34 protein-coding genes are annotated in these 24755 nt (G+C 70.1%); 15 read left to right on the top strand and 19 right to left on the bottom strand.

All coding sequences use genetic code 11. The features are described from left to right. Positions 1–4: 4 nt before the first annotated feature. Positions 5–1114, bottom strand: coding sequence for a hypothetical protein (locus AB0M48_RS16255; protein WP_363841846.1), 1110 nt, complete (start codon positions 1112–1114; stop codon positions 5–7). A gap of 334 nt (positions 1115–1448) precedes the next feature. Between AB0M48_RS16255 and AB0M48_RS16250 the strand changes: the two genes are divergently transcribed. Next, complete coding sequence (locus tag AB0M48_RS16250; protein WP_363841843.1) at positions 1449–2063, top strand: DedA family protein; 615 nt, start codon at positions 1449–1451, stop codon at positions 2061–2063. Here AB0M48_RS16250 and AB0M48_RS16245 read toward each other — a convergent pair. Then, the gene (locus AB0M48_RS16245; RefSeq protein ID WP_363841840.1) at positions 2047–3150 is read right to left on the bottom strand and encodes an NAD(P)-binding domain-containing protein; all 1104 of its coding nucleotides are present in this window, start codon (positions 3148–3150) and stop codon (positions 2047–2049) included. The two genes, AB0M48_RS16250 and AB0M48_RS16245, sit on opposite strands and share 17 nt — an antisense overlap. Before the next feature lie 38 nt (positions 3151–3188). Between AB0M48_RS16245 and AB0M48_RS16240 the strand changes: the two genes are divergently transcribed. From AB0M48_RS16240 to AB0M48_RS16220, 5 genes are all read left to right on the top strand, one after another. Then, positions 3189–3941 carry a hypothetical protein gene (locus tag AB0M48_RS16240; protein ID WP_363841837.1) on the top strand — a complete coding sequence of 251 codons (753 nt, stop codon included), beginning with the start codon at positions 3189–3191 and terminating at the stop codon, positions 3939–3941. Positions 3942–3948: 7 nt separating this feature from the next. Further along, complete coding sequence (locus AB0M48_RS16235; protein ID WP_319986406.1) at positions 3949–4977, top strand: LLM class flavin-dependent oxidoreductase; 1029 nt, start codon at positions 3949–3951, stop codon at positions 4975–4977. Between the two features lie 337 nt (positions 4978–5314). Next, positions 5315–5842 (top strand): hypothetical protein, encoded by a 528-nt coding sequence (locus AB0M48_RS16230; protein WP_363841833.1) that lies wholly within the window; start codon positions 5315–5317, stop codon positions 5840–5842. Between the two features lie 10 nt (positions 5843–5852). Next, positions 5853–6320, top strand: a complete 468-nt coding sequence (gene bcp, locus AB0M48_RS16225; RefSeq protein WP_319986408.1) for a thioredoxin-dependent thiol peroxidase — start codon at positions 5853–5855, stop codon at positions 6318–6320. A gap of 284 nt (positions 6321–6604) precedes the next feature. Then, positions 6605–6946 carry a multidrug efflux SMR transporter gene (locus AB0M48_RS16220; RefSeq protein WP_266039752.1) on the top strand — a complete coding sequence of 114 codons (342 nt, stop codon included), beginning with the start codon at positions 6605–6607 and terminating at the stop codon, positions 6944–6946. Between the two features lie 16 nt (positions 6947–6962). On the opposite strand, the gene rdgB is transcribed toward AB0M48_RS16220, so the two are convergent. Next, positions 6963–7562 (bottom strand): RdgB/HAM1 family non-canonical purine NTP pyrophosphatase, encoded by a 600-nt coding sequence (rdgB, locus tag AB0M48_RS16215; RefSeq protein ID WP_363841828.1) that lies wholly within the window; start codon positions 7560–7562, stop codon positions 6963–6965. Beyond that, positions 7559–8323, bottom strand: coding sequence for a ribonuclease PH (gene rph, locus AB0M48_RS16210; RefSeq protein WP_363841825.1), 765 nt, complete (start codon positions 8321–8323; stop codon positions 7559–7561). Before rph ends, rdgB begins: the two co-directional genes overlap by 4 nt. Before the next feature lie 49 nt (positions 8324–8372). Between rph and AB0M48_RS16205 the strand changes: the two genes are divergently transcribed. Then, positions 8373–8867 carry a DUF2231 domain-containing protein gene (locus AB0M48_RS16205; protein WP_363841822.1) on the top strand — a complete coding sequence of 165 codons (495 nt, stop codon included), beginning with the start codon at positions 8373–8375 and terminating at the stop codon, positions 8865–8867. On the opposite strand, the gene AB0M48_RS16200 is transcribed toward AB0M48_RS16205, so the two are convergent. Genes AB0M48_RS16200 through AB0M48_RS16185 form a run of 4 tightly spaced genes read right to left on the bottom strand, consistent with a single transcriptional unit; the run spans position 8825 to position 11382 of the window. After that, positions 8825–9241: an OsmC family protein gene (locus AB0M48_RS16200; RefSeq protein ID WP_363841819.1), complete on the bottom strand. Its 417-nt coding sequence runs from the start codon at positions 9239–9241 to the stop codon at positions 8825–8827. The two genes, AB0M48_RS16205 and AB0M48_RS16200, sit on opposite strands and share 43 nt — an antisense overlap. Then, positions 9238–10005 (bottom strand): MBL fold metallo-hydrolase, encoded by a 768-nt coding sequence (locus tag AB0M48_RS16195; protein ID WP_363841816.1) that lies wholly within the window; start codon positions 10003–10005, stop codon positions 9238–9240. Before AB0M48_RS16195 ends, AB0M48_RS16200 begins: the two co-directional genes overlap by 4 nt. Position 10006: 1 nt before the next feature. Then, positions 10007–10759, bottom strand: coding sequence for a glutamate racemase (gene murI, locus AB0M48_RS16190; RefSeq protein ID WP_319986612.1), 753 nt, complete (start codon positions 10757–10759; stop codon positions 10007–10009). An 11-nt stretch (positions 10760–10770) separates the two neighbouring features. After that, positions 10771–11382, bottom strand: a complete 612-nt coding sequence (locus tag AB0M48_RS16185) for a rhomboid family intramembrane serine protease (protein WP_363841813.1) — start codon at positions 11380–11382, stop codon at positions 10771–10773. Positions 11383–11415: 33 nt separating this feature from the next. Between AB0M48_RS16185 and AB0M48_RS16180 the strand changes: the two genes are divergently transcribed. Beyond that, positions 11416–12276 (top strand): SMP-30/gluconolactonase/LRE family protein, encoded by an 861-nt coding sequence (locus AB0M48_RS16180; protein WP_363841810.1) that lies wholly within the window; start codon positions 11416–11418, stop codon positions 12274–12276. 82 nt (positions 12277–12358) lie between these two features. Here AB0M48_RS16180 and AB0M48_RS16175 read toward each other — a convergent pair whose 3' ends face one another. From AB0M48_RS16175 to AB0M48_RS16165, 3 genes are read right to left on the bottom strand one after another with little or no spacing between them, the layout of a single operon-like run. After that, positions 12359–13309 carry a cysteine synthase gene (locus AB0M48_RS16175; protein WP_363841807.1) on the bottom strand — a complete coding sequence of 317 codons (951 nt, stop codon included), beginning with the start codon at positions 13307–13309 and terminating at the stop codon, positions 12359–12361. Positions 13310–13317: 8 nt separating this feature from the next. Next, the gene (locus AB0M48_RS16170; RefSeq protein WP_030479225.1) at positions 13318–13590 is read right to left on the bottom strand and encodes a MoaD/ThiS family protein; all 273 of its coding nucleotides are present in this window, start codon (positions 13588–13590) and stop codon (positions 13318–13320) included. Positions 13591–13621: 31 nt separating this feature from the next. Then, a complete protein-coding gene (locus AB0M48_RS16165) occupies positions 13622–14032 on the bottom strand; it encodes a M67 family metallopeptidase (RefSeq protein WP_323055929.1) in 411 nt (136 codons plus the stop codon). Positions 14033–14142: 110 nt separating this feature from the next. Between AB0M48_RS16165 and AB0M48_RS16160 the strand changes: the two genes are divergently transcribed. From AB0M48_RS16160 to AB0M48_RS16150, 3 genes are read left to right on the top strand one after another with little or no spacing between them, the layout of a single operon-like run. After that, complete coding sequence (locus AB0M48_RS16160; RefSeq protein WP_363841803.1) at positions 14143–14487, top strand: metalloregulator ArsR/SmtB family transcription factor; 345 nt, start codon at positions 14143–14145, stop codon at positions 14485–14487. Next, complete coding sequence (locus tag AB0M48_RS16155; RefSeq protein WP_363841800.1) at positions 14480–15001, top strand: SRPBCC family protein; 522 nt, start codon at positions 14480–14482, stop codon at positions 14999–15001. Before AB0M48_RS16160 ends, AB0M48_RS16155 begins: the two co-directional genes overlap by 8 nt. Next, positions 14998–15417 (top strand): SRPBCC family protein, encoded by a 420-nt coding sequence (locus AB0M48_RS16150; protein WP_363841798.1) that lies wholly within the window; start codon positions 14998–15000, stop codon positions 15415–15417. The genes AB0M48_RS16155 and AB0M48_RS16150 overlap by 4 nt, the downstream gene beginning before the upstream one ends. Here the strand turns inward: AB0M48_RS16150 and AB0M48_RS16145 are convergent. The 4 genes from AB0M48_RS16145 to clpS are packed head-to-tail and all read right to left on the bottom strand — an operon-like array spanning position 15401 to position 17477. After that, positions 15401–15697, bottom strand: coding sequence for a hypothetical protein (locus AB0M48_RS16145; RefSeq protein WP_319986420.1), 297 nt, complete (start codon positions 15695–15697; stop codon positions 15401–15403). The two genes, AB0M48_RS16150 and AB0M48_RS16145, sit on opposite strands and share 17 nt — an antisense overlap. An 18-nt stretch (positions 15698–15715) precedes the next feature. Then, on the bottom strand, positions 15716–16627 hold the full coding sequence (locus AB0M48_RS16140; RefSeq protein WP_363841794.1) for a P1 family peptidase: 912 nt from the start codon (positions 16625–16627) through the stop codon (positions 15716–15718). Further along, positions 16624–17181 carry a DUF2017 domain-containing protein gene (locus AB0M48_RS16135; RefSeq protein WP_319986422.1) on the bottom strand — a complete coding sequence of 186 codons (558 nt, stop codon included), beginning with the start codon at positions 17179–17181 and terminating at the stop codon, positions 16624–16626. The genes AB0M48_RS16140 and AB0M48_RS16135 overlap by 4 nt, the downstream gene beginning before the upstream one ends. Then, positions 17178–17477 (bottom strand): ATP-dependent Clp protease adapter ClpS, encoded by a 300-nt coding sequence (gene clpS / locus AB0M48_RS16130; protein ID WP_030479230.1) that lies wholly within the window; start codon positions 17475–17477, stop codon positions 17178–17180. The genes AB0M48_RS16135 and clpS overlap by 4 nt, the downstream gene beginning before the upstream one ends. A gap of 79 nt (positions 17478–17556) precedes the next feature. Here clpS and AB0M48_RS16125 point away from each other — a divergent pair, with 79 nt between their 5' ends. Both AB0M48_RS16125 and AB0M48_RS16120 read left to right on the top strand, forming a co-directional pair. Next, entirely contained in the window at positions 17557–18840 is a 1284-nt protein-coding gene (locus AB0M48_RS16125) for a nicotinate phosphoribosyltransferase (protein WP_363842704.1), read from the top strand. A gap of 1 nt (position 18841) precedes the next feature. Then, on the top strand, positions 18842–19381 hold the full coding sequence (locus tag AB0M48_RS16120) for an isochorismatase family protein (protein ID WP_363841789.1): 540 nt from the start codon (positions 18842–18844) through the stop codon (positions 19379–19381). Between the two features lie 158 nt (positions 19382–19539). Here the strand turns inward: AB0M48_RS16120 and AB0M48_RS16115 are convergent, their stop codons facing one another. The 4 genes from AB0M48_RS16115 to AB0M48_RS16100 all read right to left on the bottom strand — a co-directional run bounded on the left by AB0M48_RS16115 (position 19540) and on the right by AB0M48_RS16100 (position 22549). After that, positions 19540–20208 (bottom strand): hypothetical protein, encoded by a 669-nt coding sequence (locus AB0M48_RS16115; RefSeq protein ID WP_363841786.1) that lies wholly within the window; start codon positions 20206–20208, stop codon positions 19540–19542. Positions 20209–20336: 128 nt separating this feature from the next. Then, a complete protein-coding gene (gene wecB / locus AB0M48_RS16110) occupies positions 20337–21509 on the bottom strand; it encodes a UDP-N-acetylglucosamine 2-epimerase (non-hydrolyzing) (RefSeq protein WP_363841783.1) in 1173 nt (390 codons plus the stop codon). 69 nt (positions 21510–21578) lie between these two features. Beyond that, positions 21579–21770: an LPXTG cell wall anchor domain-containing protein gene (locus AB0M48_RS16105; RefSeq protein ID WP_363841781.1), complete on the bottom strand. Its 192-nt coding sequence runs from the start codon at positions 21768–21770 to the stop codon at positions 21579–21581. 14 nt (positions 21771–21784) lie between these two features. Next, the gene (locus AB0M48_RS16100; protein WP_363841778.1) at positions 21785–22549 is read right to left on the bottom strand and encodes a choice-of-anchor P family protein; all 765 of its coding nucleotides are present in this window, start codon (positions 22547–22549) and stop codon (positions 21785–21787) included. A gap of 295 nt (positions 22550–22844) precedes the next feature. Between AB0M48_RS16100 and xrtP the strand changes: the two genes are divergently transcribed. Together xrtP and AB0M48_RS16090 are read left to right on the top strand one after the other, a co-directional pair. Beyond that, entirely contained in the window at positions 22845–23363 is a 519-nt protein-coding gene (xrtP, locus tag AB0M48_RS16095) for an exosortase P (RefSeq protein ID WP_363841775.1), read from the top strand. Between the two features lie 44 nt (positions 23364–23407). Then, positions 23408–24730, top strand: coding sequence for a glycosyltransferase (locus AB0M48_RS16090; protein ID WP_363842700.1), 1323 nt, complete (start codon positions 23408–23410; stop codon positions 24728–24730). The last annotated feature ends 25 nt before the right edge of the window (positions 24731–24755 follow it).

Genomic DNA, 24755 nt, shown 5'->3' with positions numbered 1-24755 from the left:
CTTTTCAGTGGTTCGCCGCAGGGGCTGACCCGCGGCGGACCACCTTCGAATCAGCTCCCGGTGCCTCCCCGGCGAACTGCTCCGCGAGCCGTTCCCTGCCGAAGAGCCGGACCGACTCGAACTGCTCGAACCGGCCGGCCCCGCTGAACGTGAGCAACGACTTGGCCACGAGCGCGGACAGCAGCACCAGCACCCGGTCCGACGGCAGGTCGCAGGCCTGGACCGCGACGTCGAGCCCGAAGCCGCCCGGCCGCTGCGAGATGCACCGGAACACGTGCTGCTCGTCGGCGCTCAGGCGGTCGTAGCTCCACCCGATCGCGGCGCGCAGGCTCCGGTGGCGTTCTGCGGCGGTGCGGTTGCCCCGGTTGAGCAGCTCCAGCCGGTCGTCGAGCCGCGCCAGGACCTCCCTGACGGGCAACAGGGTCACCAGCCTGGCCGCGAGCTCGATCGCCAGCGGGAGGCGGTCCAGGCGCGCGCACAGAGCGGCCAGTGCGTCCCTGTCGCCGAGCCGCAGGCCCACCTGGTTCGCGCGGGCGCGGTCGGCGAACAGCTCCACCGCGTCCGTGATCGACAACGGCTGCACCGCGAAGAGCACCTCCCCCGGCACCCGCAGCGGTTCGCGGCTGGTCGCGATGACCGTGAGGCCGGGACAGCCGAGCAGCAACGGCTCCAGCAGCGCGGCGCACTCCGCCGCGACGCGTTCGCAGTTGTCCAGCACCAGCAGCGTCTCGCGGCCCGCCAGCGCGTGCACCAGTGTGCTCAACACGGGCTCGCCGACCGGCTCACCGAGCGCCACCGCACAGGCGCGCGCAACGTCGTGCGCCGGGGCGAGCTCGACCCACGTCGCCCGGCTTCCGGCGAACTCCTTGACCAGCCTGCTCTTCCCGACGCCCGCCGGTCCGACGAGCGTGAGCACGCGCGTCGCGGCGATCCCGCCGAGCCGGGCCAGTTCGGCGTCGCGGCCGACGAAACTGTCGAGTGCCGTAACGGGTTCGTGCACGCGCTGCCGGTACGCCCGCTGTCGGCACGCGTTCGAGCAGTACCGGGCGTGTCTGCGCCGGGAAGTGGCGGTCGAGGTGCCGCAGAACGCACAGGTCCCCACCTGGTCAGCCATCGAACCCGATCGTAGTCAAACGACCAAATGCCGGAAAGGCCTTTCCGGCGCGATGTGGACCAATGGCACGCCGCGCGAGACGCCGGCGTTCCGCTTTGCCGCCCGCCGGATCCTCTGTGGATGGCCTGACATGATCAGTGCTCGGCGTGAGGACTCTCACCCCGTGCGTTCCGTACGGTGGCGATGACACGCAGAGCGGCCACGCTTCCCGTACAAGCACAGGGATTCGGTGCCCCTAGTGGGAATCCCCCACATCAGAGGTGGGGTTTTCCCCACCCCAATCTTGCGGTTCACCCCAATGTCCCCGCGCCACGCCGTCCGTAGCTTGGATGACATGAACTTGGTCGACTGGGTCACCGACCTGATGCACACGGCCGGCGCACCCGGAGCGGCTTTGGCGATCGCGCTGGAGAACCTGTTCCCGCCGCTGCCGAGCGAGGTCTTCCTGCCCCTGGCCGGCTTCACCGCGGCCCAGGGCAAGATGTCGCTGCTCGACGCCATCCTCTGGACCACGCTCGGCTCGGTCGTCGGCGCGCTGCTGCTGTACTGGGTCGGCGCCTCGCTGGGGCGTGACCGGGTCCGCCGCATCGCCTCCCGCATGCCGCTGGTCCGGGTGTCCGATGTGGACAGGACAGAGGCCTGGTTCCTGCGCAACGGCTACCGAGCGGTCTTCTTCGGCCGGATGATCCCGGTCTTCCGCAGCCTGATCTCGATCCCGGCCGGCGTCGAACGCATGCGATTAGCACCGTTCCTCGCCTACACCGCCGCAGGCAGCCTGCTGTGGAACACGGCCCTGATCCTGGCGGGCTACCTGCTGGGCGACAACTGGCACCTCGTCGAGCAGTACGTGGGCATCGGCTCCAAGGTGGTCCTGGGCCTCGCGGTGGTGGCTGTGCTGATCTTCGTGGTGACCCGTCTCTCGAAGAGCCGCGTCAGCTCGCGACCTTGAGGCCCTCCAGGTAGCCCATCAGCTCGCGGACGGCACTGCGCCCGGCCCGGTTCGCCCCGATCGTGCTGGCCGAGGGCCCGTAGCCCACGAGGTGAACGCGCGGGTCGGCCACCACACGGGTCCCGTCCACCTGGATCCCTCCGCCGGAGGCACGCAGGTGCAGCGGCGCCAGGTGGTCCAGGTCGTGCCGGAAGCCGGTGGCCCACAGGATGACGTCGGCGTCGAAGCGTTCCCCGGACGCCCACTCGACGCCGGTGGGCGTGACCCGCTCGAACATCGGCCTGCGGTCCAGCACGCCGGAGGCGATGGCGGCGCGCGTCTGGTCGGTCAGCGCCAGGCCGGTGACGCTGACGACGCTGCGCGGGATCAGGCCGGCCCGGACGCGTTCCTCGACCATGCCGACCACCCAGCGGCCGTAGTCCTCGGTGAACGGGCCCTCCCGCCACACCGGTTCGTGCCGCGTGACCCAGCGGGTCTCCGCGGCGAAGGGAGCGAGTTCCATCAGCAGCTGCGTGGCCGACGCGCCGCCGCCCACGACCACGACGCGCTTGCCTGCGAAGTCGGCGGGCCCCTGGTAGTCGGCGGTGTGCAGCTGGCGGCCCTGGAACGTCTCCTGGCCCGGGTAGTACGGCCAGAACGGGCGGCGCCACGTGCCGGTCGCGTTGATCAGGCCGCGGGTGGTCCAGACGCCGCCGGTGGTCTCGACCCGGAGCAGCGAGCCGTCGTTCACCACCTGGGTGACGTTCACCGGGCGCACGACGGGCAGGTCGAAGAGCTGTTCGTAGCGGGCGAAGTACGACGGGATGGCCTCGTTGGCGGCCTCGTCGGGCGAGGGCTGCTCGAACGGCATGCCGGGCAGCTCGTGGATGCCGTGCACGGTGCGCATGCGCAGGCTCGGCCAGCGGTGCAGCCAGGCGCCTCCGGGAGCGTCGTTCGCGTCCAGCACCACGTGGCCGACTCCGCGGCGCTGCAGGAAGTACGAGGCGGACAGGCCTGCCTGTCCCGCGCCGATCACCACCACATCCGTCACATCTCGGTCAACGGAAGGAGGCAGCCGGTTCTTCTCACCCTGTGATCCACGAAACATCGGGCAAAAGGTCCGGGTGACCGCTAGCTTCCGGGAGCGTGCACCTGACTCTGACGATGGCGTTGCTCGCGGCTCCCATGTCCCCTGCGGCGCCCGTTCCCGCGCCGACGGCCTCCTACGCGGTCTACGACCGGATCACGCACCAGGTGACCGGCCGGGACGTGCACAAACCGATCCGATCCGCCTCGCTGGTGAAGATCCTGATCGCGATCGAACAGCTGGAGACGCGGGGCGACGACCCGCGCATCGAACCCATGCTGCGGGTCAGCGACGACAACGCGGCGAGCGAGCTGTGGGTGGAGAACGGGTGGGAGCAGCTCGTCGTGCGCACGGCCGAGCGGTTGAAGCTCGACGACACGCGGCCGCCGGAGAAGCGCGGCATGTGGGGTTACACGGCCGTGAGCGCCTCGGACGTCGTGAAGATCTATCGGTACGTGCTGGAGGAAGCGTCGCCGAAGGTCCGACACACGATCATGGGGCACCTGCAGCGGGCCGAGAAGTGCGCGTCGGACGGGTTCGACCAGTCGTTCGGGCTGCCGTCCGCCACGTGGAAGCCCGCGTTCAAGCAGGGCTGGTCGGGGTTCGGCGACCCGACGAAGCCGTGCGTCGACAGGCCGCGCCCGCGCGTGCAGTGGGACCTCGACACCAAGTCACCGGCCCTGCACACGTCCGGGACGTGCTGGTTCAGCATCGTCGCGGTGCTGACGCTGCATCCGGAGGGCACCACGTACGAGAAGGCCGCGAAACGAGTTACGAGGCTCACGGAAGAAGTCACGAAGTATCGGTGTTGATCGATGCATGAGCCGTCTCACTGAGATCCCGCTGTCCGTTCTAGACCTCGCCCCCATCACGTCGGGGTCGGACGCGACGACCGCGCTGCGGAACTCGCGGGAGCTCGCTCAGCAGGCAGAACGCCTCGGCTACCACCGTTACTGGTTCGCCGAGCACCACAACATGCCGGGCATCGCCTCGTCGGCGCCCGCCGTGCTGATCGGGCACATCGCGGACGCCACCGAGACGATCCGCGTCGGTTCGGGCGGCGTCATGCTGCCCAACCACGCGCCGCTGGTGGTGGCCGAGCAGTTCGGCATGCTCGAGGCGCTGCACCCCGGCCGCATCGACCTCGGCATCGGCCGCGCGCCCGGCACCGACCAGAAGACGGCGCGGGCGTTGCGCCGCACCGAGGCAGGTCTGTCCGCGGAGAACTTCCCGCAGGAGCTGACCGAGCTGATCAAGTACTTCGAGGGCACCGCCGAGCTCAACGCCGTGCCCGCCGCCGGCAACAAGCCGCCGATCTGGCTGCTCGGCTCGTCCGGCTACAGCGCGCAGGCGGCGGGCATGCTGGGCCTGCCGTTCGCGTTCGCCCACCACTTCAGCGCGCAGAACACGCTGCCCGCGCTCGACCTGTACCGGCGGCACTTCCGGCCGTCCGAGGTGCTCGACGAGCCGTACGCGATGGTGTGCGCCTCGGTCGTCGTCGCCGACACCGACGAGCACGCCCGCTACATCGCGGGTCCGGGAGCGCTCTCCTTCGTGCGGTTGCGGCAGGGCCGCCCGGCTCCGCTGGCCACGCCGCAGGAGGCCGCGGACTACCCGTACACCGAGATCGACGAGCTGGTGATCGAGGACCGCATGTCCAGCCAGATCATCGGGTCCCCCTCAACGGTCCGCTCCGGCCTGGACGAGTTGATGGAGTCGACGGCGGCCGACGAGCTCATGGTGACGACGATCGTGCACGGGCACGATGACCGTCTGCGTTCGTTCGAACTCCTCAGCGAGGTGGCCGAACGGACGCCGTCGCTGGGCCGTTCAGCCGCACATACGTGAGTCGCCCAGGCGTGACCTTCACGTTTTGTACGACTGACACTGGTCTGAACGGGTGATAAACGGCTCCGCTTGTAGCGCGTGGCACACAGTCGGCGATGATCGGTGTGAGCGCGCACGCCCCCCGACGCGCTCCCTAGCGTGACCCGCGGCCTCGGCCGCACGGACGGCGTGGGGCCGGCGCACTCTGTGGCGCCGCCCACGCCGCCCATCACGAGTCGGCCACGTCCCGGCACCAGGTCCGCTTCAGAGGCCTCTTTCGTTCGCACTTCCCTCTTCGGCACCGTCACAGTTGACGTGAGTCGTTCACACCCACCGCCGGGGTGGGAAAGGGGAGTTCGTGAAGTTCGCCAAATCGGCCGCGGGCCTGTGCCTGATGCTGGCCGTGGCGGGATGTGCGGGCCCCAGTGTCGCCGTCACCCCCGACGAGAACCTGACGGTCGAGCAGCGAGCCGAGACGCCGAGCGCGTCCGGTGCCGCCGGCTACGGCACGCAGCGCGTGTGGGCCTCGGGCCTGTCCGTCGTGGTCTCCGCCCCCCGCTCCCTCGCACCGTCCGAGACGGCGATCCCGAAGGCCAGGCGCACCGCCGTCTTCACGATCACCGTCTACAACGGCTCCAAGGCCCCCTACCTGCCCTCTCAGCTCTCCGTGCGCGCAACGGCGGACGGAGAACCCGCCGCAGAGCTCGTCGACTCCGTGCAGGGCCTCAACGGCCTCGCCGCCGCCGTCGCCGAACTCCCGCCGGGCCGCGACACCCAGCTCCAGCTGGCGTTCGCGGTGCCCGAGTCGCCGGTGCGCATGCAGCTGACCATCCAGCCGGGCGGGCAGGGCCAGGACGCGCCCACCGTCTTCGAGGGCCAGGCCTAGTCTTCGGGGCATGACCAGTCGTCTCGAACCTGGTGACACCGCGCCCGCGTTCACGCTGCCCGACAGCGAGGGCAAGCCGGTGTCCCTGTCCGACTACCTCGGCAAGTCCGTGGTCGTGTACTTCTACCCGGCCGCGAGCACCCCGGGTTGCACCAAGCAGGCCTGCGACTTCCGCGACAACCTCGGCGCCCTCGCCGACTCCGGCTACGAGGTCGTCGGCATCTCGCCCGACAAGCAGGAGAAGCTCGCGAAGTTCCGCGACGCCGAAGGCCTGACCTTCCCGCTCCTCGGCGACCCGGACAAGAAGGTCCTGACCGAGTGGGGCGCCTTCGGCGAAAAGCAGAACTACGGCCGCACCGTCCAGGGCGTCATCCGCTCGACGTTCCTCGTCGGCCCGGATGGCAAGATCGTCAAGGCCATGTACAACGTCCGCGCCACCGGCCACGTGGCCAAGCTCCTGCGCGAACTCCCCGCCTGATCTCCCACTCCGAACTGAGGCCGTCGTCGCTTCCACTGCGACGGCGGCCCCTTTTTCAGGTATGTTGGATCTGAGGGCGTGCAACAAAGCCGCCCCTGTTCCGGTGAGGGTGATACACCGTGTGTCGTTTGACGGCACCTAACGGCCCCGACATCCCGTCTGATTTCATCTTGCGAGTCCACTTCCCCACGCGCGGCGGCTGACCAGGGCTTTTCGCCCACAGTCAACCGTTCTCTTCAACACGCACGCTTAGCGCTGCGTGCATTTCGTGCTGGGAAAATTCAATGCTCAAGTGGATGTTGCTCGCCCTCGCCGTCGGCGCGGAGGTTTTCGCGACCCTGTGCCTCAAATACTCGGACGGCTTCACCAAACCGTGGCCCACTGCAGGCCTCGGCGCCGGCTTCCTGACCGCCCTCTACCTCGAATCGCTCGTGATCAGAATGGGCGTGCCAGTGGCCATCACGTACGCGATCTGGGCAGGCGCCGGCATCGCCCTGGTGGCGATCACGAGCCGGGTCCTGTTCGCCGACCCGCTGAACCTCGCCATGCTCGCCGGCATGGCGCTGATCGCCGCGGGCGTCTGCGTCGTGTCCGTCGCGTCCCACGCGCAGGCCGCCACGGTGTGACCGTGGCGGCGCCGGCTTAGGCCAGCTTGCGCAGGTACGGGACGAGGAGCTTCAGGGCGCGCCCCCGGTGGGACTCCGCGTCCTTCTGCTCCGCCGTCATCTCGGCTGAGGTGATCTCGTACCCCTCGGGCACGAAGATCGGGTCGTAGCCGAAGCCGTTGGTGCCACGACGGGCCCGCAGCAACGTGCCGCGCCACTCGCCGCGCACGACGACCTCTTCGCCGCCGGGCACCACGAGGGCGACCACCGAGACGAAGGCGGCGCCGCGGCGCTCGTCCGGCACGTCGCCGAGCTGGGCCAGCAGCAGGTCGAGGTTGGCGTCGTCGTCGCCGTGGCGGCCCGACCAGCGGGCGGACAGGACGCCGGGCATGCCGTTGAGCTCGTCGACGGCGAGGCCGGAGTCGTCCGCGATGGAGACCAGGCCGGTGGCCAGGGCGGCGTCGCGGGCCTTGGCCACGGCGTTGCCCTCGAAGTCGGGTGCGGTCTCGGGGGCCTCCGGGAACTCCGGCACGTCCGACAGGGACAGCACCTCGATGCCGGACAGGTCCTCGGCGACGACGATGCGCTGGAGTTCGCGGAGCTTCTTCGCGTTGCGGGAGGCCAGAAGCAGCTTCATCGCTTGCCCGCCTTGGGCTCCGGCAGGATGCCGGGGTACGGCTGGGCGAGGGCGGCGGCCTGGAGGCGGTTCAGTTCGGCGCAGCCCTGCAGGGCGATGTCGAGCATGCGGTCCAAAGTGGACCGGGCGAACGTCGCGCCCTCGCCGGTGCCCTGGACCTCGATCAGCGTGCCCGCGTCGGTGGCGACGACGTTCATGTCGACCTCCGCGCGCGAGTCCTCCTCGTACGGCAGGTCGAGACGCACGCGGCCGTCGACCACGCCGACCGACACCGCGGACACCGCGCACGACAGCGGCGACGGGTCGGCCAGGCGGCCTGCCGCGCCCAGGTACGTCACCGCGTCGGCCAGCGCGACGTACGCGCCGGTGATCGCGGCCGTGCGGGTGCCGCCGTCGGCCTGGATGACGTCGCAGTCGATGACGATGGTGTTCTCACCCAGCGCCGCCAGGTCGATGCAGGCACGCAGGGAACGGCCGATGAGGCGCGAGATCTCGTGCGTGCGGCCGCCGATGCGGCCCTTCACGGACTCGCGGTCGCTGCGGCTGTGCGTGGCCGACGGGAGCATCGCGTACTCGGCGGTCACCCAGCCGAGGCCCGAGCCCTGGCGCCACCGGGGGACACCTTCGGTGACACTCGCGGCGCACAGCACGCGGGTGTTCCCGAACTCGATCAGGACCGAGCCCGCGGGCCAGGTCTGATATCCACGCGTGATCCGGATGTCACGCAACACGTCGTCGTTTCGGCCATCGCTTCGCACCACGGCGCTTACCCTAATGAACCCTGCGGAGTGCCATGGCGTAGGGAGAGACATGCTGACGATCGACGGTATTCCGCTTCACCCCTTGACGGTGCACGCGGTGGTCGTGCTGTTGCCTCTCGCGGCGCTCAGTTCGGTCGCGATCGCGCTGGTCCCGGCCTGGCGGCGCCGGTACGCGTGGCCCGTTCTGGGGGTCACGCTGGCAGGCGTCGCGGCGGTCCCGATGGCCAAGCAGGCCGGCGAGGACCTGCAGGCGGCGCTGCAGGACAACGGCGTGCAGAACCCCGCCATCCAGACGCACGCCGACCTCGGCACCACGCTGCTGCCGATCGCGCTCGGGTTCGGCGTCGCGGTGATCGCGCTGCTGGTCGCGGGCCGGCTCGCGGACCGCGAACGCCAGGCGGAGGCACCCACCACGAAGACGTGGCGGGTGCTCTCAGTCGTGGTGTCCGTGCTGGTCGTGCTGCTCGCGATCGGGACGACGGTGCAGACCGTGCGCGCCGGTCACAGCGGTTCGGAAGCCGTCTGGAGCGGCGTCGGGAGCTGAAGCGGCGACGTCGCCGACTGCTTCAACGTCCGCGTGACCGTGCAGAACTGCTCCACGGCGCGCCGGACGACGGTTTCCAGCGCCTCCGGGTCGTCCACTGCGGACAGGTCGTACGAGAGCGTCACCGGGATGGAGATCACCTCGTTGCCGCTCTCCGACTGGACGGCGTCCGCCTCCGCTGTCAGCTGATCGCCGCCGGTTCTGCGCAGGATCAACGTCTCCGACGTCACCACGGCGCACCCGGCGGCGGCCGCGACCAGCAGTTCGACCGGGCTGAACGAGCCCTCCTGGTCCTTGCGGCCGATCCGCACCGACGCACCGCGCCCGTTGGAAGCGACGAACTCGTGCTCGCCGACGCGCTCCAGGTTGATCATGTCCGCTCCCCCACCTCGTACCGGCCGCCCTGCACGACCAGCTCACTGGGCCCGCCGAACGCCGACCGGGCCTCCTCCAGCACGTCCTCGCGCGACGTCCACGGCGGCACGTGCGTGACCAGCAGCCGCCCGGCCCCCGCTCGCGCGGCCAGTTCCCCCGCCTCGCGCCCGGACAGGTGCAGATCCGGCTGCCGGTCGGGGGCGTGCGTCCAGCTCGCCTCGCTCAGCAGCACGTCGACGCCGGACGCCAGGGAGTCCAGCGCGGCGCAGGGCCCGCTGTCCCCGGTGTACGCCAGCGTCACCCCGCCGCACGAGATCCGGAACCCGTAGGCCTCGCAAGGATGTGCGACCACGGCGGAGTCCACGGTGAACGGTCCGATCTCCACCCGCGAACCCAGGCCGTGGAAGGAGAAGACGTCGCTCATGTCCAGCGACGACCGCTCGGCCTCGTTCGGCGCGTAGGCGGCGGCGAACCGCGAGTGCGCGTCGGCGGGCGCGTGGACGGGCAACGTCCCCGAGGGCGGAACAGGGTGGTACTTCCTTGCCACGTACAGGGAAGACACGTCGATGCAGTGGTCCGGGTGCAGGTGCGAGAGCACCAGCGCGTCCATCGAGAACAGCGGCCGCTCCTCCTGGAACCGCGACAGCACCCCGTTGCCGAACTCCAGCGCCAGCGTGAACCCGTCGGCCTCCAGCAGATACCCCGACGCCGCCGCGCCTGGCCCGGGAATGCTGCCGGAGCAGCCGAGGACGGTCAGCAGCACATCAGCCCCACTGTTCGAAGGTCGGCAGGAAGCGGGCCGCGAGCTTCGCGAACCGCTCGGGCGGGCCGGTGCACGTCACCCGGTGCAGGGCCGGCCCGGAGGTGGCGAACTCGTCGCGCTCGGTCAGCAGCCGCACGACGTCCTTCACCGTCTCCTCGGCGCTCGACACCAGCGTCACGTGCTGGCCCATGACGATCTGGATCACGCCCGTCAGCAACGGGTAGTGCGTGCAGCCCAGCACGACCGTGTCGACCTCGGCGCGCTGCAACGGTTCCAGGTAGGCCTGCGCCAGCCCGAGCACCTGCCGGCCGGAGGTGATGCCGCGCTCCACGAAGTCGACGAACCGCGGGCACGCCGCCGCCGTCACCGTCACGTCGCGCGCGGCCTGGAACGAGTCCTGGTAGGCGTGCGAGTTGATCGTGCCGACCGTCGCGATCACGCCGACGCGGCCGCTGCGGGTCGTCGTCACCGCGCGCCGCACCGCCGGGAGGATCACCTCGACCACCGGCACGTCGTAGCGTTCACGGGCGTCGCGGAAGCAGGCGGCGGACGCGGTGTTGCACGCGATCACCAGCATCTTCGCGCCCTCGTCCACGAGCCGGTCGCAGATCTCCAGGGCGTGCTTGCGCGCCTGCGCGATCGGTAGCGGCCCGTAGGGACCGTGAGCCGTGTCGCCGATGTAGTGGATCGACTCGCCCGGCAACTGGTCCATGATCGCGCGGGCGACCGTGAGGCCGCCGACGCCCGAGTCCATGATCCCGATCGTCACGCCGTGAATGTAGCCGGTGTTGTACTGCGCCGGTTGTCGCGAGAGACACCCCACGCGGCCAGAACGCCGCCGATTGCGCCGAACAGGTGGCCTTCCCACGACACGCCGGGCTGGCCGGGCAGCACGCCCCACAGCGCGGCGCCGTACAGCATGAACACACCGACGGCGATCACCAGCTGCAGCCACGAGCGCGCGAAGATCCCGCGCACCAGCAGGAACGCCAGGAAGCCGAACACCAGCCCGGACGCGCCGATGTGGCTGCCGGTACTGCCCAGCACCCACACGCCCAGCGCGGACGACAACCAGATGACGGCGGTGACCTGGAAGAACTGCTTGAGCCCTCCCGAGTTCGCGAGGAACCCCAGCAGCAGCAACGGAACCGCGTTGCCGGTGAGGTGGCTCCAGTCGCCGTGGATCATCGGCATCCACAGCAGGTTGTCCCACTGGCTGAAATCACGCGGCCGCACGCCGTCGTCCTCCAGCGAGCCGCCGGTCGCCACGTCGAAGGCCTCGACGACGTAGAGGAAGCCGACGAACCCCGCCACGACGAGCAACGACAGCACTGGATGCGGCGGTATTACCCGTTTCGCGAGCGCGGTGCGGTCCACGTGTCCAGGGTACGTGGCAACTAGGGTGGTCGGGTGTCGATCGAAGTAGCGGTACGCGCATCCGCCCAGCTCGGCGAGGGGCCGACGTGGGACCACAGCAGCTCCACGTTGCTGTGGGTGGACATCCTCGCCTCCGAGGTGCACCGGTACGCACCCGCGCGGGACGACGACGCGGTGCTCGTGGTGCCCCAGCACGTGGGCGCCGCCAAGCCCCGCGCGCAGGGCGGCATCGTCTGCAACCTGCGCGACGGCATCGCGCTGGTCGACCGCGACGGCTCCAAGAGCTGGCTCGTCTACTGGGCCCGCGAAGGTGTGCGCGGCAACGACGCGGGCATCGACCCGTCGGGCCGCCTGTGGGCCGGCACGATGCGCTACGACCAGGCCGCCGACGAGGGCTGGCTCGCCAGGATCACCGGCGACGGTTCCGCGAAGGTCATGGTGGACGAGGTGAACACCAGCAACGGCGTCGGCTGGAGCCCGGACGGCACGCTCATGTACTTCATCGACACGCCGACCCGCCGCATCGACGTCCTCGACTTCGACAACGCCACCGGCACCGTCGCGAACCGCCGCCCGCTCACCCACGTGGGCAACACCGAAGGCTGGCCGGACGGGCTCACCGTCGACGCCGACGGGTGCGTGTGGGTCGCGCTGTGGGGTGGGCACGCCGTGCGCCGCTACACGCCTGCCGGTGAGCTCGACCGCGAGATCGAGGTGCCGGTCGACAACCCGACCGCGTGCTGCTTCGGCGGTGCCGACTTCACCGACCTCTACGTGACGTCCGCCCGCGTGGGGCTGTCCGACGAGGCGCTGGTGGAGCGGCAGCTCAACGGTTCCGTGCTCGTGCTGCCCGGCGTCGGCCAGGGCGTGCCGAGCGTCGCGTTCAACGGCTGAGGCGCGCTGCCGCAGGGGTCCCCCCGAGCTGGGAACCCCTGCGTCACAACCTACTCGGCACCACCGACAAGATCGGCAGAGCTCACGCCCAGAGGTGGCCGTCGAGCTTGGCGGCCGCCTCGTCCAGGGTTCCGGCGTAGGCGCCGGTGGACAGGTACTTCCAGCCCGCGTCCGCGACGATGAACACGATGTCCGCGGACTTCCCCGCGACCTGGGCCTTCTGCGCCACGGCCAGCGCGGCGTGCAGGATCGCCCCCGTCGAGATGCCGGCGAAGATGCCCTCGGTCTCCAGCAGCTGCCGGGTGCGGCGCAACGCGTCGTAGGACCCGACCGAGTACCGGCCGGTCAGCACCGACTCGTCGTACAGCTCCGGCACGAAGCCCTCGTCGAGGTTGCGCAGGCCGTAGACCAGCTCGCCGTAGCGGGGCTCGGCGGCGATGATCTGCACGTCCGGCTTGGCCTCGCGCAGGTAGCGCCCGACGCCGACGAGCGTGCCCGTCGTGCCGAGACCGGCGACGAAGTGCGTGATCTCCGGGAGGTCCTTGAGGATCTCCGGTCCCGTGCCGCGGAAGTGCGCCTCCGCGTTCGCCGGGTTCCCGTACTGGTAGAGCATGACCCAGTCCGGGTTCTGCTTGGCGATCTCCTTCGCCGTGGCGACGGCCTGGTTCGACCCGCCGGCGGCAGGCGAGAACACGATGCGCGCGCCGTACGCCTGCAGCAGCTGCTTGCGCTCGGTCGAGGTGTTCTCGGGCATCACGCAGACCAGGCCGTAGCCCTTGAGCTTCGCGGCCATGGCGAGCGAGATGCCGGTGTTGCCGGACGTCGGCTCCAGGATCGTCGCGCCGGGACGCAGCACGCCGTCCCGCTCCGCCGCCTCGATCATGGCCAGCGCGGGCCGGTCCTTGATCGAGCCGGTCGGGTTGCGGTCCTCGAGCTTCGCCCAGATGCGCACGTCCTCGGACGGCGACAGGCGCGGCAGGCCCACCAGCGGCGTCCCGCCGAGCGCGTCCAGGAGCGAGTCGTAACGGGCCATGGGAAAGATCAGCCGCCCGCGACGGCCGGGAGGATGGTGACGTTGTCGCCGTCCTTCACCTCGGCCGCGAGGCCGCCGGAGAAGCGCACGTCCTCGTCGTTGACGTAGACGTTGACGAACCGGTGCAGCGTGCCCTCCTTGACCAGGCGGGCCTTGAGGCCGCCGTGGTTGTTCTCCAGGTCGTCGATGACCTCGGCGAGCGTCGTACCGGCAGCGGACACCGACTTCTCGCCCCCGGTGTGGGTGCGCAGGATGGTCGGGATCGACACGGTGACTGCCATGGTGGTTCTACCTCCGGGAAACGGGTGCAACTCAGGATTCGACGATCTTGACCGGTTCCTCGGTCACGACACCGTCGACGATGCGGTACGACCGCAGCTCGTGCTCGATCGGGTCACGCGTGGAGACCAGCACGTAGTGGGCCTCCGGCTCGCCCGCGAACGAGATGTCGGTGCGGGACGGGTACGCCTCCGTCGCGGTGTGCGAGTGGTAGATGACCACCGGCACCTCGTCGTTCGCGTCCATCTCGCGCCACACCTTGAGCTGCTCGGCCGCGTCGAACCGGTAGAACGTGGGCGACCGCTCCGCGTTCTCCATCTCGATGAAGCGCTCAGGGCTGTCGGACCCGTACGGCCCGGCGATCACCCCGCACGCCTCGTCGGGATGGTCGCGGCGCGCGTGGGCCACCATCGCGTCCACCAGGTCACGGCGAATCACCAGCACGCGTTCAATCCTACGGGCCGGCGAGAGTTGTCTCGGTATGCGAGATACCCGCGCTCCGCTGCTTGATTTAGCACTGGCTTATATTAGCCGCAGCTACTACAGTGACCGCCGTGCACGCGTTCGACGTACTCGCAGACCCGGTGCGCCGGCGGATCCTGGAACTGCTCGCCAGTGGCGAGCGGGCGGCGGGAGACGTCGGCGAGGTGGTCCAGGCCGAGTTCTCGATCACCCAGTCCGCGGTGTCGCAGCACCTGAAGGTGTTGCGCTCGTCCGGGTTCGTCGAGGTCAGACCCGAGGGCACGCGGCGGCTCTACGCCGTGGCGCCCGACCCGTTGCGGGAGGTCGACGCGTGGCTGGACCACTTCCGGCGGTTCTGGGAACCGCATCTCGACGCGCTGGCGACCGAACTGGCACGCGGCAAGCGTGAGCGCAGGCTGGAGGCAGAAGATGACTGATCGCGCCTACGAGGACGGCAAGCTCGTCATCCGGCGGCACTACAAGTCAGAGCGCGAGGACGTCTGGGACGCCATCACCTCGCCGGAACGCCTGGTCAGGTGGTTCCTGCCGATCAGCGGCGACCTCCGCCCGGGCGGCCGCTACCAGCTGGAGGGCAACGCGGGCGGCGAGGTCGTCCGCTGCGAGAGGCCCAGCGAGATCGGCCTGACCTGGGAGATGGGCGGCGGCGTGACCGAGGTCGTCGTGCGGCTCGAACCGAACGGTGACTCGACGGTGCTCACGCTGTCGCACTCCCCCGTGCCCGGTGAACTCATCCCGAACGCGTCACCGACGATGTGGGGGCTCGGCGCGGGCTGGGAGATGGGCCTGCACGCGCTGGAGGACCACCTCGCGGGGAACCTGCCGGAAGGCGCCGCGAAGGACTGGATCGCGACCGCGTCGCCGGAGGACCTGATGGCCGCGGGAGTGCGGGCGCAGCAGATCAGCGACGCGTGGACGGAGGTGCTCGGATGAGGTTCACCAAGGAGATCGTGCTCAACAGGCCGATCGAGACGGTGCGGGTGATCACCTCCGACCCGGCCCACCTGCACGAGTGGCAGCCGGACCTGGTCAGCATCACCCAGCACAGCGAGACGCCGGGCGCGGCCGGCTCCACGGCCACGCTGAAGTACCGCAAGTTCACGCTGCAGGAGACGGTGCTGTCCGCGACCGCCGACGAGCGGATCTCCCGCTACGAGACGACCGGGATGGTGCACACGATCACCAACCGGTACTCGGCGATCGACGACCAGCACACGCTGCTCGTGTGCGACAACGAGTTCGAGCTGTCCGGGCTGCTGAAGCTCGGCCGCAGGATGCTCGAGAAGTCGCTGCGCGAGCAGGTCGAACGCAACGTCGAGAACTTCAAGGCGTTCATCGACGCCGGCTGAGCACCACCACGAGGTAGAGGGCCAGCAACGCCACCCCGCGGCGCCGTTGCCCCTGGTCGAGCCCGCGCCACGCGGCCAGCTCCGCCCAGGCGGCGAGCGGCGTGACCGCGACACCCAGCTTCATCAGCACTTTTCCCAGCCCCGGTGGCACGAGGAACGCCGCGGCGAACAGCCCCGCGGGCGCGACCACCGCCAGTTCCCTGCCGGGGATCTCACGCGCCGCACCGGGCGGGGCGAGCTCGGACACGACACCTGCTGCCTGATCGATGACATCGGCCATGACGGGGGGTTACCCAACTCAGAGGTCGCGGAACGCCGTCACGCCGTTCACCGAAGTCGCCTCGCGCACACCGGACACCACGGCCTCCGCGAACATCTCGGCCGCCGCCGTGCACAACGCGTCCAGGGCGAACGCGCGCGGCTCCGCGAGCGGCACGGCGCCTGTGGCCAGCGCGAACACCGTGTCGCCGTCGAACATCGAGTGCGCGGGCCGCACGGCGCGGGCCAGGCCGTCCTGCGCGGCCATCGCGAGCCGCTGGCACTCCGCCTTGGACAGCTCGGCGTCCACCGCGACCACGCCGATCGTCGTGTTGAGGCCTTCGGGCTTGCGTTCGGGCAGCTGCACCGCCGCCGTCCCGAGCGAGGGCAGCCACGGCAGGCCGGACGCGCGGTCGACGACCTCACCGGACGCGTTCACCACGGCCAAGGCGCCGATCCGGTGCGCGCCGACCGTCGCCGAGGCGACGCCGACACCACCCTTGAGCGCGCCGACCCGTGCACCGGCACCCGCGCCGACGCAGCCCAGTTCGAACTCACCGGCAGCCGCCTCGCAGGCCGCGTAGCCGAACGAGGCGTCCGGCCGGTTGCCCCACTCCGACATCGGCAGGTCGAAGATCACCGCGCCGGGCACGATCGGCACGACGTGGTGCGGCTGGGCGCCCACCTGGAAGCCGATCGACCGTTCGGAGAGCCAGCGCATGACGCCGTCCGCGGCCGCGAGCCCGTAGGCCGAGCCACCGGAAAGGCAGATCGCGTGCACCTGCTGGACGAGGTTCGCCGGGTCCAGCAGGTCGGTCTCGCGGGTGCCGGGCGCGCCACCGCGTCCGTCGACGGCCCCGACCGCTCCGGCCGGCACCAGCACGACGGTCGTGCCGGTCGCCCAGCCGGGTTCGAGGCGGTGGTGGTGGCCGACGAGGACGCCGGGAATCACGGCATCATCGCTTCGACGAGCGTGTCCTGCACCCAGGTGAGCCAGTGGTAGACGCCGAGGTGCGGCGACCTCGGGTCCTCCGGCGGCAGTTCCTCCGGCATGTCCTCGGTGACGTCCAGCGCCGTCCCCAGGGCCAGACGCACGTCGTTGAGCGACGCCATCCAGGCCTCGGCTTCCGCGATGGTCAGCCGGATCTCACCGCCGTCGGGCGAGCAGGTGCGCAGCACGGTCTCCGCCGCACCCGTCTTGTGGTCCAGAAGCTCCGGTTCGTGCAACGAGCGCAGCGCCGCCGCCGAGTTGACCTCGTCCGGGTCGGGCGCGTCGTCGTCGAGGCGGTGGAAGTCGGGCAGCAGCCTGCCCAGGATGGGATCGTCGGGAGCCTCCGACGAACCCGTCCTGATGCCGGTCAGCTCCGCGAGCTCGTCCTGGGGCGCCTCCTCGGCGCGGGCCAGCAGCATGTCCTGGATCTGGCTGACCAGACCGCGCACGACCGCGGCCTCCTGCCGATCCAGCCTGCCGACGACGACGTCGCCGTCGCGGATCCACCTCTTCACGAGGCCCGCTGCATGGTCGCCCAGAGCCCTGCCGCGTGGAGTTTCGCCACGTCGGCCTCCACCTTGTCCTTGGTCCCCGATGTCACGATCGCCTTGCCCTTGTGGTGCACGTCGAGCATCAGCTTGGTTGCATGGTCCCTGCTGAACCCGAACAGCTTCTGGAACACGTACGTCACGTAGGACATGAGGTTTACCGGGTCGTTCCAGACCACGGTCTGCCAGGGTCGGTCCTCGGCGGCGACTTCCTCACCGACGGCCTCCGGCTGCGTCCGTTCCTGTTCGACGGGCGTGGTCATACCGCCAATGGTGTCATGTTCGCCGCAGTGACGGAGACCGCGTGCGGGTAAACCGGATGCGACCTTAGGGTTGGTGACCATGAACTCGACGGCGTTGCTCACCGACCACTACGAGCTCACGATGCTCGCGGCCGCGCTGCGTGACGGCACTGGTGACCGTCCGTGCGTGTTCGAGCTGTTCGCGCGGAGGCTGCCGAACGAACGGCGCTACGGCGTGGTCGCCGGCACGAACAGGCTCCTCGACGCGATCGCGGACTTCCGCTTCGGCGAGGAGGAGATCGAGCAGCTGCGCCGCAACGCCGTGGTCGACGATTCCACCTTGGAATGGCTCGCGGACTACCGGTTCACCGGCGAGGTCGACGGCTACCCCGAGGGCGAGCTGTACTTCCCCGGTTCGCCGGTGCTGACGGTGCGCGCGTCGTTCGCCGAGGGCGTCGTGCTGGAGACGCTCGCGCTCTCGATCCTCAACCACGACAGCGCCATCGCGTCCGCCGCCGCCCGCATGGTGACCGCCGCGAACGGCCGCAGGATGATCGAGATGGGCTCGCGCCGCACGCATGAGGAGGCCGCCGTGGCGTCCGCCCGCGCGGCGTACCTGGCGGGCTTCACCGCGACGTCCAACCTGGAGGCCGGGCGCCGGCACGGCATCCCGACGGCCGGCACGTGCGCGCACGCGTTCACGTTGCTGCACGACTCCGAGGAGGAGGCGTTCCGCAGCCAGGTCGAGGCGCTGGGTGCGGGGACGACGTTGCTGGTCGACACCTACGACATCACCGAGGGCATCAAGACCGCGGTCGCCGTCGCCGGGCCCGATCTCGGCGCGATCCGGATCGACTCGGGCGACCTGGGCGTGCTGGCCCGCCAGGCCCGCGACCAGCTCGACTCGCTGGGCGCCCGCAACACCCGCATCGTCGTGTCCGGTGACCTCGACGAGTACTCGATCGCCGCCCTGCGCGCCGAGCCCGTGGACGCGTACGGCGTCGGCACGTCGGTCGTGGTCGGATCCGGCGCGCCGACCGCGGGCATGGTCTACAAGCTGGTCGAGGTCGACGGCAGGCACGTCGAGAAGCGCAGCACGTCCAAGACGTCGCGCGGCGGCTGGAAGAAGGCGTTGCGGCGCCACAAGGACACGGGCACCGCGCTGGAGGAGGTCGTGTTCCAGGCGTCCTCCGAACCCGAACTCGGCCCGCACGACCGGCTCGTGCAGATCCCGCTGATGCGGGCCGGCCAGGTCACCGACGAGGTGCCCACACTGGAGCAGAGCCGCGAACGCCTGCGCGCGGCTCTGGTGAGCGTGCCGTGGGAGGGCCTCAAGCTCTCGCGCGGCGAGCCCGCGATCCCGACGATCTACGTGGAGAACTGACATGACCAAGGCACTGATCGTCGTCGACGTGCAGAACGACTTCTGCGAGGGCGGCTCGCTGGCCGTCGCCGGTGGTGCGGCGGTGGCCGCGGCCATCTCGCAGCACATCGCGACCTCGTCGTACGACCACGTCGTGGCGACGCGGGACTACCACGTCGACCCCGGCGCCCACTTCTCCCTCACGCCGGACTTCATCGACTCGTGGCCGGTGCACTGCGTGGCCGGGTCGCCCGGAGCGTCGTTCCACCCGGAACTCGACGTGTCGGGGATCGAGCAGGTCTTCTCGAAGGGCCGTTTCGCCGCCGCCTACTCGGGCTTCGAGGCGGAGAACGACCTCGCGGGCTGGCTGACGGAGAGGGGCGTGACCGAGGTGGACGTCGTGGGCATCGCGACCGACCACTGCGTCCGCGCCACCGCCCTCGACGCCCACCGCAACGGCTTCCGCACGACGGTGCTCGTCGACCTGACGGCGGCCGTGGCCGCGACGACCCGCGACGCCGCCGTTGAGGAGCTGCTCGCCGCGGGTGTCGCTGTCTCCTAGTGGTGTGGCTCGGAAGCTTGCCGGGGAATTCGCGGTCAGACGGGTGCATCGTGGTGCCGCCCCCACGTCCTCATACTGGACGTATGGGGGCGTGGGGGCGGTGCCGCGAGGCGCCCTGCTGAGCGCGGATTACCTCGCCAAGCTTCCGAGTCGCACCGCTAGGGAGTCGGCGAGCAGGCCACCGTGCCGAGGGTGATGCTTCCCGTGTAGCCGGACGACGGTTCGAAGGTGAGCTTCAGCAGGGTCATGCTGAGGCTGCCGTCGTTCGGCACCGGGAACGCGGTGTCGGTGAACTTGGCCTTGGCGAGCACGGTGCCGTTGCTCGCCTTGACGTCGTGCACGTAGCCGGGCGGGATCTGCGGCGGCAGCCCGGTCCAGCCGGACGTGCCCTTGAGCTGCCAGCCCGCCGACGTGCCCGTCTCGGTGGCGTCGCAGCTGACCGACCACTCGGCGATCTTGAGCCGCGGTCCCCTGTTCCCGCCGGACAGCCCGGCGAGGACGGACAGGTCGAAGTCGACGCCCGTCGCCACGGACTTGGTCCTGGTCAGGAACTCGTCCGGGTTCACCACCTCGGTCGTGCAGGTGGACCTGGTCTCACCGATCTTGAGCCCGGTCCGGCTCACCGCCGGGCTGGAGCCGGTGACGGTGCCCGCCACGTCCGGGTTCACGTCGCACACCGCGAGCGGCGCCACCGTGAACGTCTGGCTCCCCTTCGCGAAGTCCGCGGATCCCGCCGACGCGGTGCCGGGCGGGTTGGCCGCGAGCGCGGTGCCCGCGGTCGCGAACGTCAACGCGACCACAGCGCCGGCGATCGAACTCTTGCGCATTTTTCGCATTGCCTTTGTTCCCACCGCCCGATAATGGTTGTGATGGGCGGCGCTGACGAATGCCCAGCCCTTCATATCACCCATTCGTGTAGGCAATTACCTGGTTGAGGGACAGGCGTCTTCGTTCGTCAGCGGACTCCGACGAGCGTGGCGAACGGCTCGCGGCGCGGCAGTGCGGTCGGCAGGCCTGCCAGCCTCTCCAGCGCGGTACACACGCGCACGGCGGCACGCCCGTCTCCGAACGGGTTGCGCCCCAGGGGAAGCCGCAGCCGGGAGCCGAGCACCCAGCCCGCCTCGGCGAGGATGCGGGTGGTGTCGGTGCCGACGAGCCAGGCGCACCCGGCGTCGACGGCGAGCATGCGTTCGGTGGTCTCGCGCAGCACCAGGACGGGCACGCCGAACGTGGGCGCCTCCTCCTGGATGCCACCGGAGTCGGTCAGCACGAGGGCCGCGCGCTTCAGCACGCGCACCATGTCCGGGTAGCCCAGCGGGTCGGTGATGACGACGCGCTCGTGGCCGCCCAGCAGCGACACGACCTGCTCGCGCACACCGGGGTTCGGGTGCGCGGGGACCAGCACGTGCAGGTCGGGGTGCCGGTCGGCGATGGCGCGCACGGCGTTGAGCACGCGCATGAGCGGGCGGCCCCACGACTCGCGGCGGTGCACGGTGACGAGCATGAGCCGGCCACCGGTGGCGTCCAGCGTGCGTTCCAGGGCGACGAGGTCCGGGCTGGACGCGGGCAGGTTCGCGGACGCGACGCGCTGCACGGCGTCCACGACGGTGTTGCCGGTGACGACGATGTGGCTGTCCGGCAACGACTCGGAGTTCAGCGCGTTCGCGGCGTCGTCGGTCGGCGCGAGGTGCAGCGAGGTGATGCGGGAGATCATCTGCCGGTTCCCCTCCTCGGGGAACGGGCCGTACAGGTCACCGGTCCGCAGACCGGCTTCGAGGTGCGCCACGGGGATGCCGCGCCAGAACGAGGCCAGCGCCGCGGCCAGGGTCGTGGTGGTGTCGCCCTGCACGAGGGTGACCGCCGGGTCGCGCTCCTCCAGCACGGCGTCGAACTCGGGCAACAACCGGGAGACCAGCTCGGCCTGCGTCCCGGTGTCGCGGGGGACGTCCAGCATCAGGTCCGGCACCAGGTCGAACGCCGCGAGCGCCTGCTCGACCAGGCCGGCGTGCTGTCCGCTGTGGACGATCGTGGGGCGCAGGCCGGGGTGCCCCTTCAGGGCGATGGCGACCGGGGCGATCTTCAGGGCTTCCGGCCGCGTGCCGGCCACCAGCAAAACCTCTTTGCTCACCGTTGTCCTCTTCTCGGGGGGAGGGCGGGAGGCCCGTCCGGGGGCGGGGGCGACCCCGGACGGGCCACGTCAGCCGGCTCGATTCGGTCTGGTCTGGACGGGGACCGCGCGCCGCCTCCTCCGCGCCGAGTGCGCGAGGAACGCACCCGCGACGAGGAGGACGATTCCCGCGGCGATCCACCACGTCACGTCCGCGCCGGTGACCGCGAGGGCACCCACGCCCGTGCCGACGCCTATGCCGGTACCGGGGACCTTGTACATCTGCCGCTCCTCGATCAGGCCGGGTTGAGCGACGCGCGACGGCGCAGCGCCACGAAAGCGACCGGAGCGGAGACGACACCGAGCAGGCCGAGGCCGATCCACAGCCCCGCCCCCGACGCCATCGGGATGGGCAGGCCGGCGGGGCCGCACGTGGCGGACGAGATGATCACGTCGCCGGTGCCGATGGAGCCGAGCACGCCCTGCAGCAGCTTGATGTGGATCGCGTTCACGGTGAGGCTGCCGTCGTTGTTCTTGACCTGCTCGTTGAAGATCACTTCCGCGATCTTGATACCCGCGAGCTGCACGTCGAGCTTGGTGTTGACGGCGGGGTCGGTGTTGACCTGGCCGAGCTTGCCGAGGTTCACGCCCGCGAGCTTGGCCTTGCCGGCGAGCCCCTTCTGGGTCGCCGTGCACTCCGCCTCCACCAGCTCGGCGGAGATCTTGCCGGTGACCTTGGAGAGCAGGTCGACCCGGACGTCCGCGGTGCTCGCCCGCGAGTACACGCCGCCGGAGTTCTCGTCCCGCGACGCGGAAGCGTTGATGACACCGGTCTTCAGAATCCCGGTGAGGTCGACGCCCGCGAACGTGTTCTGGGCCGGACCGTTCGCATCGGCTGCGGCGAACGGCTCCGCGTGGACCGCGGGGTTGCCGAGCAGCGTCACGTCGAGCTTCGCACCATAGGCCGAGGCGTCCCCCGGAGCGGCGGAAGCGGGTGCGGCACCGACCAGGAGTGCGGCAATCGCGATGACTCCAGCCAGTCCCGTCATTCGGACACGCATGAAACTCCTTCCCTTGATTCCTCCGGCCCCAGGGCGCGTTGATACCGATCTGGTTTCACGCTTTCCGGGGGCAATTACCGGCATCGGCTTTCTTTCGGGGGAACTGAGGGTTACTCCCCGTATCGGGCGACGGGACCACTCGACTCGCCCAATCGGCGCCACTGATCGTGGCTTTTTTGATCAATTTCCGGTTACGGCGTCACCCGATCCGGGGGTGAGGGCTGACGTTGCGTCTACCGATGGAACGTCAAGTAGCCCGTCTGGGCGCTCCCTCATCGGTTGAAAGGATCTTCGGGTGACGCTTGCCGTGCGCCGCACCGCATTCCCGAGCCGGGTGACGGTGGTCGTCCTGCTCGCCGCAGCGGCGGGACTCGTGTTCGCACATCGCCTGTACCGCACGGCGGAGATCTCGCTGTCCGGCGCGGTGCTGAGCGCCATCAGCTCCTACGGCGTGGACGTGGTCCCGGAACGCCAGACCGTCTACTTCGGACTGGGCTCGGACACCCCGCTGGGCCTGCGGATGACGCCGGAGTGCACGTCCGCGTTCCTGGTGCTGCCGCTGATCGTCGTCGGCGCCGTGATGATCGCGCTGCGCCCGCGCATCCAGAGCCGCGTGCTGTTCGCGCTGGGGGTCGCCGCGCTCGCGGTCGTCGTCGTGAACCAGTTCCGCGTGCTGACGCTGGTGGGCCTCGTGGACTGGCTGGGCGTCGACACCGGGTACTACTGGGGTCACACGCTGCTCGGGTCGATGGTGAGCGTGTTCGGTGGCGCGGCGGCGTTGGTCGCGTTCGTCTGGCTGGCCACGCGGAAGTGAGCCTCGACCTCGTCCTCGGGTTCACGCAGGCGCTCGCCCTGACGATGAGCGTCGCCTTCGTGACGTACGTGTTCGTGATCGTGGTCCCGTACCTGCGGCGCAAACCCGCGCCCGTCGGTGAGCCGGGTTCGCTGGAATGGCACTTCTTCGTGCCGTGCCGCGACGAAGAGGCCGTCATCGGCGACACGATCCGGTACCTGCGCGGGACTTTCCCCATCGCGCACGTGTGGGTCATCGACGACGACTCGGACGACCGCACCGCCGGAGTCGTGCGGATGCTGAAGCGCAACGGTGGTGTGCGGGACCCGCAGATCCACCTCGTGCAACGCCAGCGCCCGTACGCCCGCACCGGCAAGGGCAACGCGCTGAACGACGCCTACCGCACGTTGAAGATGTGGATGGGACGTCGCGCGGACGCCGACCGCGCGGTCGTCGTGGTGGTCGACGCGGACGGACGGCCCGCGCCGAACTGCCTCGAAGTCTGTGCGGCGCAACACCTCTTCGGCAACCCGCGGATCGGCGCCGTGCAGGTGGACGTGCGGATGATCAACGCGGGGCAGCGGCAGCCGGGGGTGTCGCGGTGGCGCCGCGCGTTCGGTGCCGGGCTCGTGCGGATGCAGGACCTCGAGTTCCGCACGGCCATCGCGGCGATCCAGATGTCCCGCGGTGCCACCGGCACCATCTCCATGGGCGGCAACGGGCAGTTCACCCGTCTGTCCGCTTTGGACTCCATCGCCGGGCCGGCCGGAAGCCCGTGGCGCGGGTCGTTGCTGGAGGACTTCGAGCTCGGCGTGCACCTGCTGACGGCGGGCTGGCACACGGGTTTCTCGTTGGACACGCACGTGAACCAGGAGGCGCTGTACTCGTTGCGGCGGTTCCTGGCGCAACGCACGCGGTGGGGCCAGGGCACCATGCAGTGCATGCGCTATCTGCGGCGCATCTGGGACTCCGAGCACCTGACCACGCTGGGCGCGGCGGAGATGATGTACTACCTCGCGCAACCGTGGATGCAGTTGCTGGGCACGCTGATCTACCCGATTCCGGTGGCGATGATGGCGTACCGGTTCGCGGTGTCGCCTGCCGAAGTCGTGACGTGGTTCCTCGACGGCGCCTGGATCTTGTTCACCGTGTACGGCGCGTTCGGGCTGCTGCCGTTCGTCCTGTGGGGACCGGTGTACCGCGCACGCTGTGAACCCGTCGGGTTCTGGAAGTCCGTTGCGTACGGGTTCGGCTACGCGCTGTACATCTACACCTTCTACATCACGTCGTGGCGCGCGTTGATCCGTTTGGTGCGCGGCAACAACGGTTGGACCAAAACGCGGCGCAACGAGGAGCGGGTGGCGGGCAAGGTCGCCCTGGACGTCTGATCCACGTGTGTGACCGGTCACTTTG

Origin of the sequence: Lentzea sp. NPDC051208, assembly GCF_040682435.1 — a bacterium.
In the GTDB taxonomy this organism is placed as follows: Bacteria; Actinomycetota; Actinomycetes; order Mycobacteriales; family Pseudonocardiaceae; genus Lentzea; species Lentzea kristufekii.
The sequence above is the reverse complement of the archived record's forward strand: the minus strand, read 5'-3'. Positions and strand labels throughout refer to the sequence as shown.

Bases quoted from the DNA above. Each gene is read 5' to 3' on its own strand.
- AB0M48_RS16255 (WP_363841846.1), bottom strand. From the start codon at position 1,114: ATGGCTGACCAGGTGGGGACCTGTGCGTTCTGCGGCACCTCGACCGCC.
- AB0M48_RS16250 (WP_363841843.1), top strand. From the start codon at position 1,449: ATGAACTTGGTCGACTGGGTCACCGACCTGATGCACACGGCCGGCGCA.
- AB0M48_RS16245 (WP_363841840.1), bottom strand. From the start codon at position 3,150: ATGTTTCGTGGATCACAGGGTGAGAAGAACCGGCTGCCTCCTTCCGTT.
- AB0M48_RS16235 (WP_319986406.1), top strand. From the start codon at position 3,949: ATGAGCCGTCTCACTGAGATCCCGCTGTCCGTTCTAGACCTCGCCCCC.
- bcp (WP_319986408.1), top strand. From the start codon at position 5,853: ATGACCAGTCGTCTCGAACCTGGTGACACCGCGCCCGCGTTCACGCTG.
- AB0M48_RS16220 (WP_266039752.1), top strand. From the start codon at position 6,605: ATGCTCAAGTGGATGTTGCTCGCCCTCGCCGTCGGCGCGGAGGTTTTC.
- rdgB (WP_363841828.1), bottom strand. From the start codon at position 7,562: ATGAAGCTGCTTCTGGCCTCCCGCAACGCGAAGAAGCTCCGCGAACTC.
- AB0M48_RS16205 (WP_363841822.1), top strand. From the start codon at position 8,373: ATGCTGACGATCGACGGTATTCCGCTTCACCCCTTGACGGTGCACGCG.
- AB0M48_RS16200 (WP_363841819.1), bottom strand. From the start codon at position 9,241: ATGATCAACCTGGAGCGCGTCGGCGAGCACGAGTTCGTCGCTTCCAAC.
- murI (WP_319986612.1), bottom strand. From the start codon at position 10,759: ATGGACTCGGGCGTCGGCGGCCTCACGGTCGCCCGCGCGATCATGGAC.
- AB0M48_RS16175 (WP_363841807.1), bottom strand. From the start codon at position 13,309: ATGGCCCGTTACGACTCGCTCCTGGACGCGCTCGGCGGGACGCCGCTG.
- AB0M48_RS16170 (WP_030479225.1), bottom strand. From the start codon at position 13,590: ATGGCAGTCACCGTGTCGATCCCGACCATCCTGCGCACCCACACCGGG.
- AB0M48_RS16155 (WP_363841800.1), top strand. From the start codon at position 14,480: ATGACTGATCGCGCCTACGAGGACGGCAAGCTCGTCATCCGGCGGCAC.
- AB0M48_RS16150 (WP_363841798.1), top strand. From the start codon at position 14,998: ATGAGGTTCACCAAGGAGATCGTGCTCAACAGGCCGATCGAGACGGTG.
- AB0M48_RS16145 (WP_319986420.1), bottom strand. From the start codon at position 15,697: ATGGCCGATGTCATCGATCAGGCAGCAGGTGTCGTGTCCGAGCTCGCC.
- clpS (WP_030479230.1), bottom strand. From the start codon at position 17,477: ATGACCACGCCCGTCGAACAGGAACGGACGCAGCCGGAGGCCGTCGGT.
- AB0M48_RS16125 (WP_363842704.1), top strand. From the start codon at position 17,557: ATGAACTCGACGGCGTTGCTCACCGACCACTACGAGCTCACGATGCTC.
- AB0M48_RS16120 (WP_363841789.1), top strand. From the start codon at position 18,842: ATGACCAAGGCACTGATCGTCGTCGACGTGCAGAACGACTTCTGCGAG.
- AB0M48_RS16115 (WP_363841786.1), bottom strand. From the start codon at position 20,208: ATGCGCAAGAGTTCGATCGCCGGCGCTGTGGTCGCGTTGACGTTCGCG.
- AB0M48_RS16105 (WP_363841781.1), bottom strand. From the start codon at position 21,770: ATGTACAAGGTCCCCGGTACCGGCATAGGCGTCGGCACGGGCGTGGGT.
- AB0M48_RS16100 (WP_363841778.1), bottom strand. From the start codon at position 22,549: ATGCGTGTCCGAATGACGGGACTGGCTGGAGTCATCGCGATTGCCGCA.
- AB0M48_RS16090 (WP_363842700.1), top strand. From the start codon at position 23,408: ATGAGCGTCGCCTTCGTGACGTACGTGTTCGTGATCGTGGTCCCGTAC.